Annotated in this window: 16 protein-coding genes; 6 read left to right on the top strand and 10 right to left on the bottom strand. The window is 71.3% G+C overall.

Translation table 11 applies throughout. The features are described from left to right. Nucleotides 1-159: 159 nt before the first annotated feature. The 5 genes from ACFFCN_RS05760 to ACFFCN_RS05780 form a co-directional block, all read right to left on the bottom strand. Nucleotides 160-507, bottom strand: coding sequence for an RNA polymerase-binding protein RbpA (locus tag ACFFCN_RS05760; RefSeq protein WP_375490182.1), 348 nt, complete (start codon nt 505-507; stop codon nt 160-162). Between the two features lie 131 nt (nt 508-638). Continuing rightward, nucleotides 639-1,400 (bottom strand): thymidine kinase, encoded by a 762-nt coding sequence (locus tag ACFFCN_RS05765; protein ID WP_375490183.1) that lies wholly within the window; start codon nt 1,398-1,400, stop codon nt 639-641. A gap of 11 nt (nt 1,401-1,411) precedes the next feature. Further along, nucleotides 1,412-2,194 carry a glycerophosphodiester phosphodiesterase family protein gene (locus ACFFCN_RS05770; RefSeq protein ID WP_375490184.1) on the bottom strand — a complete coding sequence of 261 codons (783 nt, stop codon included), beginning with the start codon at nt 2,192-2,194 and terminating at the stop codon, nt 1,412-1,414. Nucleotides 2,195-2,205: 11 nt separating this feature from the next. Continuing rightward, nucleotides 2,206-3,057, bottom strand: coding sequence for an SDR family oxidoreductase (locus ACFFCN_RS05775; protein ID WP_375490185.1), 852 nt, complete (start codon nt 3,055-3,057; stop codon nt 2,206-2,208). A 44-nt stretch (nt 3,058-3,101) separates the two neighbouring features. Beyond that, nucleotides 3,102-4,454: a cytochrome P450 gene (locus tag ACFFCN_RS05780; protein WP_375490186.1), complete on the bottom strand. Its 1,353-nt coding sequence runs from the start codon at nt 4,452-4,454 to the stop codon at nt 3,102-3,104. 137 nt (nt 4,455-4,591) lie between these two features. Here ACFFCN_RS05780 and ACFFCN_RS05785 point away from each other — a divergent pair, with 137 nt between their 5' ends. Continuing rightward, nucleotides 4,592-5,221, top strand: a complete 630-nt coding sequence (locus tag ACFFCN_RS05785; RefSeq protein ID WP_375490187.1) for a TetR family transcriptional regulator — start codon at nt 4,592-4,594, stop codon at nt 5,219-5,221. A 17-nt stretch (nt 5,222-5,238) separates the two neighbouring features. Here the strand turns inward: ACFFCN_RS05785 and ACFFCN_RS05790 are convergent, their stop codons facing one another. Genes ACFFCN_RS05790 through ACFFCN_RS05800 form a run of 3 tightly spaced genes read right to left on the bottom strand, consistent with a single transcriptional unit; the run spans nt 5,239 to nt 8,228 of the window. After that, nucleotides 5,239-5,904, bottom strand: coding sequence for an MBL fold metallo-hydrolase (locus ACFFCN_RS05790; protein ID WP_375490188.1), 666 nt, complete (start codon nt 5,902-5,904; stop codon nt 5,239-5,241). Nucleotides 5,905-5,917: 13 nt separating this feature from the next. Continuing rightward, entirely contained in the window at nt 5,918-7,279 is a 1,362-nt protein-coding gene (locus ACFFCN_RS05795) for a mycothione reductase (RefSeq protein ID WP_375490189.1), read from the bottom strand. A 43-nt stretch (nt 7,280-7,322) separates the two neighbouring features. Further along, nucleotides 7,323-8,228: a serine protein kinase RIO gene (locus ACFFCN_RS05800; protein WP_375490198.1), complete on the bottom strand. Its 906-nt coding sequence runs from the start codon at nt 8,226-8,228 to the stop codon at nt 7,323-7,325. 115 nt (nt 8,229-8,343) lie between these two features. Here ACFFCN_RS05800 and ACFFCN_RS05805 point away from each other — a divergent pair, with 115 nt between their 5' ends. Both ACFFCN_RS05805 and ACFFCN_RS05810 read left to right on the top strand, forming a co-directional pair. Beyond that, nucleotides 8,344-10,086, top strand: coding sequence for a proline--tRNA ligase (locus tag ACFFCN_RS05805; protein WP_375490199.1), 1,743 nt, complete (start codon nt 8,344-8,346; stop codon nt 10,084-10,086). A 2-nt stretch (nt 10,087-10,088) separates the two neighbouring features. Further along, on the top strand, nt 10,089-10,772 hold the full coding sequence (locus ACFFCN_RS05810) for a uracil-DNA glycosylase (protein ID WP_375490190.1): 684 nt from the start codon (nt 10,089-10,091) through the stop codon (nt 10,770-10,772). Nucleotides 10,773-10,943: 171 nt separating this feature from the next. Here ACFFCN_RS05810 and ACFFCN_RS05815 read toward each other — a convergent pair whose 3' ends face one another. Continuing rightward, a complete protein-coding gene (locus ACFFCN_RS05815; protein WP_375490191.1) occupies nt 10,944-11,624 on the bottom strand; it encodes a VOC family protein in 681 nt (226 codons plus the stop codon). Further along, a complete protein-coding gene (locus ACFFCN_RS05820; protein ID WP_375490192.1) occupies nt 11,621-12,082 on the bottom strand; it encodes a PPOX class F420-dependent oxidoreductase in 462 nt (153 codons plus the stop codon). Before ACFFCN_RS05820 ends, ACFFCN_RS05815 begins: the two co-directional genes overlap by 4 nt. A 181-nt stretch (nt 12,083-12,263) precedes the next feature. Here ACFFCN_RS05820 and dhaK point away from each other — a divergent pair, with 181 nt between their 5' ends. The 3 genes from dhaK to ACFFCN_RS05835 form a co-directional block, all read left to right on the top strand. After that, nucleotides 12,264-13,265: a dihydroxyacetone kinase subunit DhaK gene (gene dhaK, locus ACFFCN_RS05825; RefSeq protein ID WP_375490193.1), complete on the top strand. Its 1,002-nt coding sequence runs from the start codon at nt 12,264-12,266 to the stop codon at nt 13,263-13,265. Next, entirely contained in the window at nt 13,265-13,900 is a 636-nt protein-coding gene (gene dhaL, locus ACFFCN_RS05830) for a dihydroxyacetone kinase subunit DhaL (RefSeq protein WP_375490194.1), read from the top strand. The genes dhaK and dhaL overlap by 1 nt, the downstream gene beginning before the upstream one ends. Further along, the coding region (locus tag ACFFCN_RS05835) for a TMEM165/GDT1 family protein (protein ID WP_375490195.1) at nt 13,897-14,463 on the top strand (567 nt) is incomplete at its 3' end. The genes dhaL and ACFFCN_RS05835, both read left to right, overlap by 4 nt.

A 14,463-nucleotide genomic window follows, 5' to 3' on the forward strand; every position in this document is an offset into this window, starting at 1 on the left:
GCCGCCCGCCGCCGCCCCCCGCGCCGACGCCGCCGCGGGTTGCCGGGGGCAGCGAGCCGCCGGCGCCCTGACGGCGGTCGTCGACGCCTCTGCCGGTGCCGGACATGACGACGCCGCCCGGCGGGACCGGGCGGCGTCGGTGGTCGTGCGCTGGCTGCGTCAGGCGGATTTCGCTCCGCGCCGGGCGCGGAGAACGTCCAGCCGCTCGGCGAGCACCTCTTCGAGGTCGGCGATCGTGCGCCGCTCCATCAGCATGTCCCAGTGCGTACGCGGAGCCTTGACCTTCTTCGCCTCCGGCTCCGGACCGTCGACCAACTGCGCCGCGGTGCCGTCGAGGCGGCACTCCCAGGTGCTGGGGATCTCGGCCTCTTCGGAGAAGGGGACGTTGAACTCGTGGCCGCGTGCGCATTGGTAGGCAGCGACGTTGCGGGGCGCGGGTTCCGCGCCGTATTCGGTCTCGTAGCTGATTGCGCCCAACCGGCTGCCGCGCAGTGTGCGGTCTGCCATGTCGGCACCTCCCGGGGGTTCGATTCGTGTTCACCCTGTTTAACGAGTGTTACGGGGATAGGATTCCCGACCCGCTGGTAGCGGTATCTCTACCGCTCAGTGGCATGCCAGACGTGTGAGGTGTCGGCGGGTCAGACGTCGAGGGACAGCTGGCCGCGGGTACCTGCCGGGTCCGCGCCCAGGTCGCCGCGCCGGTGGTGCATTCGGCACAGCACCTGGTAGTGCACGTCTTCCTCGGTGTCCTGGGGTCCTCGGCCGGAAGCCGCACCGGTGTCCGCGACGACGACCGTCGCGCCGTCGCGCACCACGACGCCGTCGACCACCCGGGCGTTGAGCTGCCCGGGCCGACCGCACCAGCACAGCACCTCCACGTGCACCGGATGCAGCTCGTCGGCCAGCTCGAACAATCGCTTGGCCCCCGGCAACATCCGGGTGCGGAAGTCGGTGGCAAGGCCGAAGCAGTAGACGTCCACGTGCTGGTCGTCGACGAGCTCGGCCAGCTGGTCGACGTGCGCCTCGGTCAGGAAGCCGGCCTCGTCGACGACGAGGTAGTCCAGCGCCCTGCCGGCGGCCCACCGGCCGCGCACCAGCGCGCGCAGGTCGGTGTCGTCGTCCACCTCGACGGCGTCGCGCGCGAGCCCGACGCGGGTCGTGATGGTCGGCCGCCCGGACCGGTCGTAGCGGACGAGCAGCATCCCGTGCCGGCCCTGCCGGGCATGGTTGTGATCGATCTGCAGCGCGAGCGTGGACTTGCCGCAGTCCATCGGCCCGTAGAAGAACTTCAGGTGCGCCGGCATCGGTGTCGCCCGGCGGTTACCTGCGGCAGGCACCGCGGACAGTGCGCTCTCGTGCTCGCCACCGGGAACCGCGTCCGGTACAGAAGACGCAGCCACGGCGAACGACCCTAGCCGGTCGTCGGCGAGCGGCCGAACCACTCACCGCGTTCGACGAGCAGCGTCCGCAGCAGATCAACTCGGTCGGTGATGATGCCGTCGACACCGAGGTCGAGCAGGCGCGTCATCTCCGCCGGGTCGTTGACCGTCCAGGCGTGCACCTGCAGGCCGAGGCGCTGCGCGGCGGCCAGGTACCGCGCGTCGAGGAACTGCCGGCCGCCGATCCGGGCCGGCACCTGGGCGCACTGCCCCGCCTGCGTGCGACGCGGTCCGGGGCCGTGCAGGCGCAGTCGCAGCGCGGCGCGTGGGCCGAGCGACGTGCACAGCGCCGGCCCGAGCGCGCGGCGTACCGCCGCGATGCGGCTCGTCGCGAACGAGCCGACGCACACCCGGTCGAGCGCGCCCGTCCGGCGGATCGCGTCGATCGTCGGGTTGATGCCGCGGTCGCTCTTGACGTCGAGGTTCACCCGGACGTCCGGCCACGTAGCGAGCACGTCGGTGAGCAGCGGGATGGCCTCGCGGCCGCCGATCCGCGCGTGCCGCAACCGCGCCCAGCTCTGCGCGTCCACCCGCCCGCGACGGTCGGTCACCCGGTCGAGGCTCGCGTCGTGGAACGCGAGCGCAACGCCGTCGGCGCTGACCCGCACGTCGGTCTCGAGATACCGGCAGCCGAGCCGGACGGCCGCCTCGAAGGCGCGCATCGAGTTCTCCAGGCCGGCATCTGCACCGGCCGCGAAGCCGCGGTGCGCGAAGACGAGCGGCGTCGGCGCGTCCAGGAATGCGTGCCGCGCCACGAACCGCAGCCCTACAGGAAGATGTCGAGGGCGAGGTCCGCGCTGCTGGTGGGGTCGAGGCGGTACGCGTCGAGGTCCGTCACGCCGGCGTCGGCCAACACGTCGTCGTCGACGAAGGTGTTGCCGGTGCACTCGCGCGCCGGCCGGCGCAGGATCTCGTAGGCCGCGTCGGCCACGATCTCCGGCTTGCGCGAACCGGCCAACCCGTCGTCGCCGCCCACGATGTTCTGCACCGCTGCGGTCGCGATCAGCGTGCGCGGCCACAGGCAGTTGGCGGCGATGCCGTCCGCGCGGCGCGATTCGGCGACCCCGAGCGTCAGCATGGTCATCGCGTATTTGCTGACCGTGTAGGGCGCGAAGTTCGCGAGCCACTTGCGGTCCATGTCCAGCGGCGGCGAGAGCGTCAGCACGTGCGGGTTCGCCGACTTCGCCAGGTGCGGCAGGGCCAGACTGGTGAGCACGAACGTCCCGCGGGCGTTGATGTCGAGCATCAGGTCGTAGCGCTTGGCCGGCAGGTCGCCGATGTTGGTGAGGTTGATGGCCGAGGCGTTGTTGACGACGATGTCGATGCCGCCGAACTGCTCGACCGTGCGCGCGACGGCCTGTGCCACGCCGTCCTCGTCGCGGATGTCGCCGACGATCGGCAGCACCTGACCGCCGGCCGCCTCGACCGCCTGCGCGGCAGTGTGAATCGTGCCGGGCAGCCGCGGATCCGGGTTGTCCGTCTTCGCGATGAGCGCGACGTTCGCGCCGTCCCGCGCCACGCGCTCGGCGATGGCCAGGCCGATGCCCCGGCTGCCGCCGGACATGATCAACGTCTTGCCGGCCAGTGGTGCGGTGTCGGTCGGGTCGGCGGATGTCACGTCGTGCGGCTCCTTCGGGTCGGCGTCCGCGTGCGGCCGGTCGGTCAGCTCGCGGCGCGGGTCAGGTCAGCTGATGGTGTCACGGAGCCGTGCAGCGGCCGCAGCTCGATGGGCAGGCCGTCGCGCGGGCGCGGCAGCGACGACCAGTCGACCGGCATCCGGTAGCCCGGCGGCAGCGTCAACCGGTAGCGCTGCAGCAGCTGGTGCATGACGGCCTTGACCTCCATGCCGCCGAAGAACATGCCGATGCACTTGTGAATGCCGCCGCCGAACGGGACGTAGGCGTAGCGGTGCACTTTGTCCTCACGACGACCCTCGGCGAAGCGCTCCGGGTCGAAGCGCTCGGGGTCCGGCCACACGTGCGGCATGTGGTGCACGCCCCACAGGTGCACGGCGACGTACTCGCCGGCCGGGACGGGGAAACCGAGCAGTTCGGTATCGGCGTTCGCGCGGCGGATCAGCGACGGCACGGGCACGACGAGCCGCAGCGCCTCCTTCATCACGAGGTCGAGCGACGTCAGGCGGTCCAAGGCGTCGTAGTCGGCGACGGGGGAGTCGAGCGCCAGCGTCTCCGCGCGGGCACGTTCCTGCCATTCGGGGTAGCGGGCGAGGAAGTACGCCATGGTCGTGAGCGTGATGGTCGACGTGTCGTGCGCGGCCATCAGCAGGAAGATCATGTGGTTGACGACGTCGTCGTCGGTGAAGGCTTCGTCGTTCTCGCCGCGCGCGTGGCACAGCGCGCTGAACAGGTCTTCGCCGGACCCCTCGCGGGCCTGCGCGACACGCGGGCGCAGGTAGTCCTCGAGCACTTTGCGCCCGGCCAGCCCGCGGGCCCAGCGCAGTCCGGGCACCGGCTTGCGGATGACGGCCGTGCCGGCGCGCACCGAGTCGACGAACGCGCGGTTGAGCCGATCGGCCTCCGCGCCCTGCACGTCCGAGTTCATGAAGGTCCGGGTCGCGACGTCGAGGGTCAGTTGCTTGACCGACGGGTAGAAGTGCCGCTCGCCGGGCGTCCACCCGTCCAGCGTGTGTGCGATGGTCCGGTTCATCGGGGTGAGGTAGTTGCGTAGCCGGTCGGCGGTGAACGCCTCCTGCATGATGCGGCGGTGCCGGTGGTGTTCGGTGCCGTCGAGCAGCATCAGCCCGCGGTTGAAGAACGGGCCGATCATCAGCGACCAGCCGCTCGCGTCGAAGACACGGTCCCGGTCCTGCAGCACGGCACCGCAGGCGTCCGGGCCCTCGGCGTGCACCCACCGTTTGCCGACGGCGTGCGACCACGACACCGGGCCGTACTTGTCGTAGATCTCGGTGGTGTTGGTGAGCCTGCCGGTCATGAACCCGTAGGTGTGCCCGATCAACGGCAGGCCGCCGTCGCCCGGCATCTGCTGCTGCGCCATGTCGTCGACGCTAGTGTGATAACACTTGTTGTCAACTTCAAGTGCAGACCCTGTCGTCTTCCCACCCGACATGGTCGCTCGATTCCGTCAGATCGCGACCATCTCGGGTGGGAAGGCGATCGGAGGTGAGGTCGACGATGACCAGTGCGCAGAGCAGCCGCGCCTACCGCGGTGTCTCGGCCGGTGACCGCGCCGCGGCGCGCCGCACTGCGCTGATCGACGCGGCGCTCGCCTGCCTGGCCGCGGACGGGCTGGCCGGGGTGAGCGTGCGGTCGGTGTGCGCGCAGGCTCGGCTGACCGCCCGGTACTTCTACGAAGCGTTCACCGACCTCGACGCACTGCTCGTCGCCGCGCTGGTGTCGGTGACCGACGAGGTCGAGTCGGCGTCGGTGCGTGCGCTCGACACCGTGACGCCGGACGACACCGCGGCCCAGGTGCGTGCCGCGATCTCGGCCGGCTACGGCGTCGTCGCCACCGACGCCGGCAAGGCGAACGTGCTGCTGGTCGCCACGGCGGGCCACCGCGCGTTACGGACGCGGCAGCAGCAGTTCGTCGACGACTTCGCCGACATCGTCATCGACAACCTGCCGGTGTTGCATGCCCTGCCGGGGCAGCGCCGTCGCGAGGCGCGAGTGCTCGTGCTGTTCCTGATGGCCGGCTCGATCGAGCTCATCGTGGCGGTCCTGACCCGGCGGGTGCGCATGTCGCAGGCCGACCTGGTGGACCGGCTGACGTCGCTCTGGTTGGCGGCACTCGCCACGCTCTGAGCCGAGAGGGCCGCGACCTACCAGCCGCGGTCGCGCCATTCGGCGAGGTGCGGGCGCTCGGCGCCGAGCGTCGAGTCGTCGCCGTGGCCGGGATAGAACCAGGTGTCGTCGGGCAGGACGTCGAACACGCGATGCGTGACGTCGTCGAGCAGGGAGGTGAAGTCGGCGGGCGAACCGGTCTTGCCTACGCCGCCGGGGAACAGCGAGTCGCCGGTGAACAGGTGCGTGACGCCCTCCGGGTCGTCGTAGCGCACTGCGATCGAGCCGGGCGTGTGCCCGCGCAGCCCGATGATGCGCAACGACACGTCGCCGACCGAGATCTCGTCGCCGTCGTCGAGGCGCTCGTCCACGGCGACCGGCAGCTCGTCGGCGTCCGCGTCGCCGGCGTAGACGGCCGCGCCCGCGAAGTCCGCCGTCTCGGCGAGCGCCTGCCAATGGTCGGGATGGCGGTGCGTGGTGAGGATCGCCGACACCGGCGGCCCCTCGAAACCGCTGATGTCGACCATCCGCTCGGGCTCGGCGGCTGCGTCGATCAGCAGGCCTTCGTCGGTCTGCGTGCAGCGCAACAGGTACGCGTTGTTCGACATGCTTCCGACGGCGACCTTGACGATCGTCAACGCCGGCAGCCGCCGCACGTCCATCTCGCCGCCGACCTGGACCGCGCCCGTGTAGGAGTCGCTCATCACCGCAACCTAGTCAGTCGAGCTCGAGACCGAGCAGCGCGTTCTCGACGACCTCGGTCAACGCGGGATGGATCCAGTACTGGCCACGGGCCATCTCGCGCACGCCGAGGCCGAAGCTCATCGCCTGGATCAGCGGCTGGATGAGCACCGACGCCTGCTCGCCCATCAGGTGCGCACCGATCAGCTGACAGCTGACCGGGTCGGCGATCAGCTTGCACACGCTGGTTTTGTCCTCCATCGCCCAGCCGTACGCGGTGTCGCCGTAGGCCTGCACCTTCGTGACGTACCGCCGCCCGGACCGGCGCGCCTGCTCCTCGGTGAGCCCGACCGACGCCAGCTGCGGGTGGGTGAAGACCGCGGACGGCACGAACCGGTGATCGCTGGCGACCATCGCGTCCGGGTGCGCCAGGTTGTGCGCGACCGTCCGCTCCTCGAGGTTCGCCACATGCTTGAGCTGGTGCTCGGTCGACACGTCGCCCAGGGCCCAGACGTTCTCCGCGCTGGTGCGCTGGAACGCGTCGACGGCGATCCGTCCGTCGTCGTGCGTGTCGACGCCCGCGGCCTCGAGGTTGAGCCGGTCGCCGTTGGGCTTGCGTCCGGTGGCAACGAGCAGGGTGTCGCCGGTGAGGACGGTGCCGTCCTCGAGCTCGACGCGGATGTCACCCGCCGTGCCGGACACTGACCTGGCGTTGACGCCGCGGTGCAGGTTCCAGCGGGCGCTGACGATGTCGGCCATCCGGGTGGCGATGTCCTCGTCGAGCTCGCGCAGCAGCGTCGAGCGCGCAGCCATCGTGACGTGCGTGCCGAAGGAGCTGAACACGTGCGCGAACTCGCACGCGATGTACCCGGCGCCCAGGATGATCAGCCGCTCCGGCAGGGACTCCAGCCGCATGATCGTGTCCGACGTGTGGAAGGGGACGCCGCTGTCCGCGACCTCGGGCGGCACGATCGCCCGCGACCCCGCCGCGAGCACGACGTGCCGGCCGGTGATCGTCTCGCCGGTGGACAGCTTCAGCGACCGTGGCCCGTCGAATTCGGCATGCGCCTCGTAGAGCGTCACGTTCGGGCTGCCGGACTTGCGGTAGTCCCGGCCGCCGCGCGAGATCGGGTCGATCCGGCCGAAGATGCGGTCGCGGATGGCCGGCCAGTCCGCGCGTGGCGCCGGACCGTTCAGCCCCAGCTTGTCGTATTCGTCGGCGTGGTGCGCGAGGTCGGCCGGGTAGACGAACATCTTGGTCGGGATGCAGCCGACGTTCAGGCAGGTGCCGCCGAACACCCCTTCCTCGACGATCGCGATCTTCCAGTCTTCGAGTTCGGGGGTCACGAGCGAGTTGCCCGAGCCGGACCCGACGATGACGAGGTCGTAATCGGTCACCTGTTGACCGTAACCGGAGCGCCCGCACATGGCGCGCGCACCGTTACCAACGCGACAGCGCCTCCGCGACGAGATCGCCGAACAGCTCGTCGAGCTCCGGTGTCTGCAACCCGCGCGCGGTGAACCAGCGGGTGACGTTGGCGCAGTCGCGCTGGAGGAACTCCATGCCCCGCGGGTTGGCCACGACATCGACGATCTGCGGCACGTCGATGAGCACGAGCCGCCCGTCGTGCACGAGCATGTTGTACGCAGAGAGATCGCCGTGCGCGTAGCCGAGCCGGGCGAGCAACCGCATCGCGTCGGTGCACTGCGCGAACAGGTCGGCCAGCTCGGCACCGTCCGGGCGGTACTGCGCGAGGCGCGGCGCAGCGGTGCCGTCGGGTTCGCCGACGAACTCGAGCATCAGCTCCGACTCGTGCAGCTGCACCGGGTAGGGCACCGGCGCGCCCGCCGACCACAGTTCGCCGAGGGCGGCGAACTCGGCGATGGCCCAGTGCGCCGTGGCGAGCTCGCGGCCGTACGCGGTGCGCTTGGCGAGCGCGCGGGTGTCGCGGGTGCGGCGGGTGCGCCGGCCCTCCTGATAGCCGGCGTCGCGGTGGAACAGGCGCCGCTCCGCAGGGCGGTAGCGCTTGGCGGCGAGCAGGCACTCGCGGCCGTCCGGCACCGCGCGGCGCACCAGGTGGACGTCCGCCTCCTTGCCGGTCTTGAGTACGCCGAGGTCGGTGTCGACGGCGCGCAGCTCGGTGACGACCCAGTCGGGTCGTGGCACGGGGCCGTGCTGGGCGACGTCCCAGCTGGAGTAGTCGGGTTCGTGGAAGGGAAGATCGTCGGTCAGGTCGAATTGCACTGAAGGGCTCCGGGAGCGAGGGCCTGCTGGCCCGCGCGGGAGTCCGGTCGGGTCAGTGGGCGAGGAGGTGGGATGCGGGCCGGGCGCAGCGCGCCCGGGCAACGGAGACGGACATCCGGGCACCTCCTGACGACAAGTCGACGTTTCGCGCTCATCAGCATCGCCGGGACGCGCAAGTTGTTTTCCGCCGAGCACTAGCCTGGGGCCGGTGTTGAGGATGTCCACGTTGTTCCTGCGCACCCTGCGCGACGACCCCGCCGACGCAGAGGTGCCGAGCCACAAGCTGCTCGTGCGCGCCGGGTACGTGCGGCGCGTTGCGCCCGGCATCTACTCCTGGCTGCCGCTCGGCTTGCAGGTCCTCGCGCGCATCGAGGCCATCGTGCGCGAGGAGATGGCGTCCATCGGCTCGCAGGAGGTGCACTTCCCGGCGCTCATCCCCGGCGAGATCTACCAGGAGAGCGGCCGTTGGGACGCCTACGGCGACCTGCTGTTCAAGCTGCGCGACCGTAAGGACGCCGACTACCTGCTCGCCCCGACGCACGAGGAGATGTTCACGCTGCTCGTGCGCGGTGAGTACTCCTCGTACAAGGACTACCCGCTCGCGCTGTTCCAGATCCAGACGAAGTACCGCGACGAGGCGCGCCCGCGGGCCGGCATCCTGCGGGCCCGCGAGTTCATCATGAAGGACTCGTACTCGTTCGACCTGTCCGACGAGGGACTGGAAACCGCTTATCGCGCGCACCGCGACGCGTACGAGCGGATGTTCACCCGGATGGGCATGACCTACAAGATCGTCTTCGCGGTGTCGGGCGCGATGGGCGGCTCGGCGTCGGAGGAGTTCCTCGTGCCGGCCGCGTCCGGCGAGGACACGTTCGTGCAGTGCACCAACTGCGATTACGCGGCGAACACCGAGGCCGTCGTCATCGCGGCGCCGGAGCCGAGCGATCCGGTCGACCACCCCCAGCAACAGGTCCTCGACACCCCGGACACGCCGACCATCGACACGCTCGTCAGCCGGCTCAACGAGCTGGGGCTGCGCGACGAGCCCTATACCGCCGCCGACACGTTCAAGAACGTCGTGCTCCGCACCCGCGAGCCGGGCGCGGACCGCTGGGAGCTGCTCGTCGTCGGCGTCCCGGGCGACCGCGAGGTCGACCTCAAGCGGCTGGCCGGCCAGCTCGAGCCCGTCGAGGTCGAGCAGGCCGGTCCGGACGACCTTGCCACGGCCCCCGGCCTGGTCAAGGGCTACATCGGGCCGCAGAACCTGCGCGAGCTGAAGATCAGGTTCCTGGTCGACCCGCTCGTCGTCCCCGGCAGCGAATGGGTGACCGGCGCGAACGAGCCGGGCAAGCATGCGGCGCACGTCGTGCGCGGGCGCGACTTCGAGCCGGACGGCGAGATCGGCGCCGTCGAGATCCGCGACGGCGACCGGTGCGCGATCTGCGGTTCACCGTTGGAGATCGCCCGCGGCATCGAGATGGGCCACGTGTTCCAGCTCGGTCGGGTCTACGCGGAGAAGTTCGGCCTGCGCGCCCTGGACCAGAACGGCAAACCGGTGACGGTGACGATGGGCTCGTACGGCGTCGGCGTCACCCGCGCCGTCGCGGCGGTGGCCGAGCAGACGTACGACGACAAGGGGCTGTGCTGGCCGCGCTCCGTCGCGCCGGCCGATGTACACCTGGTGGCGACCGGCAAGGACGATGCCGTGTTCCGCGCCGCCGACGACCTCGCCGCGCAGCTCGAGCGCGACGGCGTGCGGGTGCTCTACGACGACCGCCGCAACGTCTCGCCCGGCGTGAAGTTCAAGGACGCGGAACTGATCGGCGTGCCGACGATCGTCATCGTCGGCCGGGGACTGGCCGACGGCACCGTCGAGCTGCGCGACCGCCGGTCCGACGAGCGGCAGGACGTGCCGGTGGCCGACGCCGCCGGCGCCGTGCTCGCGGCCGTCCGGGGTTGACCGTGCCGGCGCGGGCGCCGCTCGACCAGGTCGTCGACGCGGGCTGGGCGCGGGCCCTCGAGCCGGTCGGTGACCGGATCACCGCGATGGGCGATTTCCTGCGCGCCGAGGTGGCCGCGGGCCGCACCTACCTGCCGGCCGGCGAGCACGTTTTGCGGGCGTTCACCCAGCCGTTCGACGCCGTCCGGGTCCTGATCGTCGGGCAGGACCCGTACCCGACGCCGGGCCACCCGATCGGGTTGTCGTTCGCGGTCGAGCGGCATGTGCGGCCGATCCCGCGCAGCCTGGTCAACATCTACAAGGAACTGCACGACGACCTCGGCATCGACGTGCCTGAGCACGGCGACCTCACGGCGTGGACCCGCAACGGTGTGCTGTTGCTCAACCGGTCGCTGACGGTGCGCCCCGGTGCGTCGGCGTCGCACCGCGGCAAGGGCTGGGAGCCGGTCACCGAGCAGGCGATCCGCACACTCGCGGCGCGGGGTACGCCGCTCGTCGCGATCCTGTGGGGGCGGGACGCGCAGAACCTGCAGCCGCTGCTCGGCGACACGCCGGTGATCAAGTCGGCGCACCCCAGCCCGCTGTCCGCGTCCAGCGGCTTCTTCGGCTCACGACCGTTCAGTCGGGCCAACGCCGCGCTCGAGCAGCAGGGTGCCGAACCGGTCGACTGGTCGCTCGACGCTTGACCACTGCATGGGTTCGCGGTCCCCGCGGACACTGCGCCCCGCGGGACCGCGCGTGGGTGCAAGCGGCGGCCTGACCTAGGTCCTCGACTCGTCCTAGTGGATTGCCCGCACGCCTGCGGGCAATCCACTAGGACGCGCGGGACCGACCGCCGGCCTGCGGCCCCGCCGTGCTCACGCGCCCGCAGCGAAGACGCAGAACTCGTTGCCCTCCGGGTCGGCGAGGACGTCCCATCGGATCTCGTCGTCGCGGGCGCGCAGCAGCGTCGCGCCGCGTTCGAGCAGCGCGCGGGTGTCGCCGACGACGTCCCAGTGCACCCGGTTCTTCGCCGTCTTCGGCTCGGGGACCGGCACGAAGTCCATCGTCAGGATCGGCATGCCGGGCACGTCCTCGAGCGTCGCCCAGCCGTCCTTCTCGTCGAGCCGGGCGCCGTAGACGCCCGCCCACCAGCGGGCGTTCGCGATCGGGTCGGCCGAGTCGACGACGAGGCCGTGCAGCCGTTCCGCGGGGACCGGGTCGCGCAGGAACGCACAGAACTCGCCGCCCTCGGGATCGGCCATGATCGTCCAGCGCGGGAACGGCTCGACGCTGCTCGCGCCCAGTGCCGTCAGCTCGTCGAGCGTGCGGACGTAGATGTCGAGATGCACGCGGTGCTTGACCGTCTTCGGCTCCGGCACGGCGTCGACCCAGATCGTGTGCTGCGGCGTCGGGCCGTCGACCTGTCCGTCGCCGTCGTCGTGCGGGCGCCACGTACGGCCCAGCCCGCGCGACCAGAACTCACCGAGGACTGCGGGCTGCGTGGCGTCGACGCTCAGATCCTTGAACCGCGCAATCGGCGGGCCGGCGTCGGTCATTTCGCCAGCCGGGCCGGGAAGCCGCCGGTGGCGACCGGGCTCCACCGCACCGGCGTGATCCGGATCAGGCACTTGCCCTGGTCGCGCATCGCCTGCCGGTACTCGTCCCAGTCCGAGTGCTCGCCGCTGATGCTGCGGAAGTACTCGACGAGCGGCTCGAGCGCTTCCGGGATGTCGAGCACCTCGGCGGTGCCGTCCACCTGCACCCAGGCGTCGTTGAACGTGTCGGACAGCACGACGACGGTGGCGGCGGGGTCACGCCGCAGGTTGGCGACCTTGGCCCGCTCCGGATAGCTCGAGATCACGATGCGGCCCGCGTCGTCGACGCCGCCGGTCACCGGCGAGAGCTGCGGCGCGCTGTCGCGGCGGCGCGTGCCGAGCACCATCTGGTGGCGCGGTCGGACGAAGTCGAGCAGTTCGGCGGTATCGACGTCGGTGTTCGTGGCGATGTTCGGCATGCCGCCCATCCTGCCGGGCGGCGCAACGCTGCCGGACCCGCAGTTCTACCCAGCAGGGTCGTGCGTCCGCCGCGAATCGCGACCGTTGCCGGGTAGGAGTGGGCGCCTTGTTCGCAGGAGCCCCGCCGAGTAGGCAGGACCCAAGCGGCCGCGCCGGTGCGGCTCGGCCCTGGAGGCGGCTGTGAAGAAGATCATCAACGATCCGCAGGACGTGGTCACCGAGTCGCTGCACGGCTTCGCGGCGGCCCACGCCGACCTGCTGACCGTCCGGTACGGGCCGGACTTCGTGGTGCGTGCCGACGCGCCGGTGCAGGGCAAGGTGGCGCTGGTGTCCGGCGGCGGGTCCGGACACGAGCCGCTGCACGGCGGTTTCGTCGGGCCCGGGATGCTCGACGCCGCGGTGCCCGGCCCGGTGTTCACCTCGCCTACGCCCGATGCCGTGCTCGCCGCGACGCAGGCGGCCAGCAGCGGGGCGGGCGTGCTGCACGTCGTGAAGAACTACACCGGCGACGTGCTCAACTTCGAGACCGCCGCCGAGCTCGCGGCCGCCGAGGACATCGAGGTGCGCAGCGTCGTGGTCGACGACGACGTCGCGGTGAAGGACTCCACGTACACCGCCGGGCGGCGCGGGGTCGGGGGGACCGTGTTGCTGGAGAAGATCGCCGGCGCGGCCGCCGCCCGCGGTGACGACCTCGCCGGCGTGGCAGACGTCGCCGAACGGGTCAACGCCAACGTGCGCTCGATGGGCATGGCGCTGACCCCGTGCGTCGTGCCGCACTCGGGCGAACCCAGCTTCGAGTTGGCCGACGACGAGATGGAGATCGGCATCGGCATCCACGGCGAGCCCGGCCGGGAGCGCGTCAAGGTGGAGCCGGCCGACCGCATCGTCGCGATGCTGCTCGACGCCGTCGTGGACGATCTGCCCTACGGCAGCGGCGACCGGGTGCTGCTGTTCGTCAACGGCATGGGCGGCACGCCCCTGGTCGAGCTGTACCTGGCCTACGGCGCCGCGCGGACGCAGCTGGCCGAGCGCGGCATCGAGGTGTCCCGCTCGCTGGTCGGCAACTACATCACCAGCCTCGAGATGCAGGGCATGTCGATCACCTTGCTGAAGCTGGACGACGAGTTCGAACAGCTGTGGGACGCGCCGGTGCACACCGCCGCCCTGCGGTGGGGCGTCTGATGCCCGACTGCTCGCCGGCCGAGCGTGCGGTGCGCGCGATGGCGGCCACCATCGACGAGCATCACATCGAGCTGACGACGCTCGACCGCGCCGTCGGCGACGGCGACCACGGCGAGAACATGCGGCGTGGCTTCGACGCCGTGGTCGCCAAACTCGACGCGGGGACGCCGGACACGCCCGGTGCCGTCCTCAAGCTGGTGGCCACCACGTTGATCTCGACGGTCGGCGGGGCGTCCGGTCCGCTGTACGGCACGGCGTTCCTCCGCGCGGCCACGGCGGTCGGCGACATCGCCGAGCTCGATACCGCGGCAGTGCTGACCGCGCTCACCGCTGCGCGCGACGGCGTGGTGCAGCGCGGCAAGGCCGAACCCGGGGACAAGACCATGGTCGACGCACTGACGCCGGCGGTCGACGCCGCCGCCGGTGAGCATGCCGACGTCGCTGCCCTGTTGGCAGCGGCGGCTATGGCGGCCGAGGAGGGCGCCGCCGCCACCGAGCCGCTGGTCGCGCGCAAGGGCCGGGCCAGCTATCTGGGCGAGCGCAGCGCGGGCCACCGCGACCCCGGCGCGCAGTCGACCGCGCTGTTGTTGCGCGCGCTGGCGCAGGCCGCCGGCGCATTGTCCGGCGCCGCGTGAGCGCAGCCGTCCGGCTCGTCGTCGTCTCGCACTCGACGGCGCTCGCCGACGGGGTGGTCGAGCTGGCCCGGCAGATGGCGCCGGACGTCGACCTGGTGGCGGCGGGTGGGACCGACGACGGCGGGCTCGGCACGTCGTTCGACCGGATCACCGCAGCGCTGGACGCACCGCCCACGGGTGGCGTCGTCGTGCTCTACGACCTCGGCAGTGCGCTGCTTATCAGTTTCGGCGTGATCTTCGTCGCCGAGCTGGGCGACAAGTCACAACTGATGGCGATGACCTTCGCCACCCGCTACCGGGCACTTCCGGTGCTCATCGGCATCTCGGTCGCCACCTCCGTCGTACACGCCGTGTCGGTGGGCGTCGGGTTCGGCCTCGGCGCCGCGCTGCCCACCGGTTGGATCTCACTGCTGGCCGCGGTGGCCTTCCTCGGTTTCGGCGCCTGGACGCTGCGCGGCGACTCGCTGTCCGAGGCGGAGCAGAACAAGGCCAGCCTGTCCACCAGGTCGGCGGTGATCGCCGTACCGCACCGCGGTGTTCTTGGCGAGGATCGTGATGCCCTT

The organism is uncultured Jatrophihabitans sp., assembly GCF_964246335.1.
GTDB lineage: Bacteria > Actinomycetota > Actinomycetes > Mycobacteriales > Jatrophihabitantaceae > Jatrophihabitans.

Bases quoted from the DNA above. Each gene is read 5' to 3' on its own strand.
- ACFFCN_RS05815 (WP_375490191.1), bottom strand. From the start codon at position 11,624: ATGACCGACGCCGGCCCGCCGATTGCGCGGTTCAAGGATCTGAGCGTC.
- ACFFCN_RS05780 (WP_375490186.1), bottom strand. From the start codon at position 4,454: ATGGCGCAGCAGCAGATGCCGGGCGACGGCGGCCTGCCGTTGATCGGG.
- ACFFCN_RS05790 (WP_375490188.1), bottom strand. From the start codon at position 5,904: ATGAGCGACTCCTACACGGGCGCGGTCCAGGTCGGCGGCGAGATGGAC.
- dhaL (WP_375490194.1), top strand. From the start codon at position 13,265: ATGCCCGACTGCTCGCCGGCCGAGCGTGCGGTGCGCGCGATGGCGGCC.
- ACFFCN_RS05785 (WP_375490187.1), top strand. From the start codon at position 4,592: ATGACCAGTGCGCAGAGCAGCCGCGCCTACCGCGGTGTCTCGGCCGGT.
- ACFFCN_RS05820 (WP_375490192.1), bottom strand. From the start codon at position 12,082: ATGCCGAACATCGCCACGAACACCGACGTCGATACCGCCGAACTGCTC.
- ACFFCN_RS05805 (WP_375490199.1), top strand. From the start codon at position 8,344: ATGTCCACGTTGTTCCTGCGCACCCTGCGCGACGACCCCGCCGACGCA.
- ACFFCN_RS05760 (WP_375490182.1), bottom strand. From the start codon at position 507: ATGGCAGACCGCACACTGCGCGGCAGCCGGTTGGGCGCAATCAGCTAC.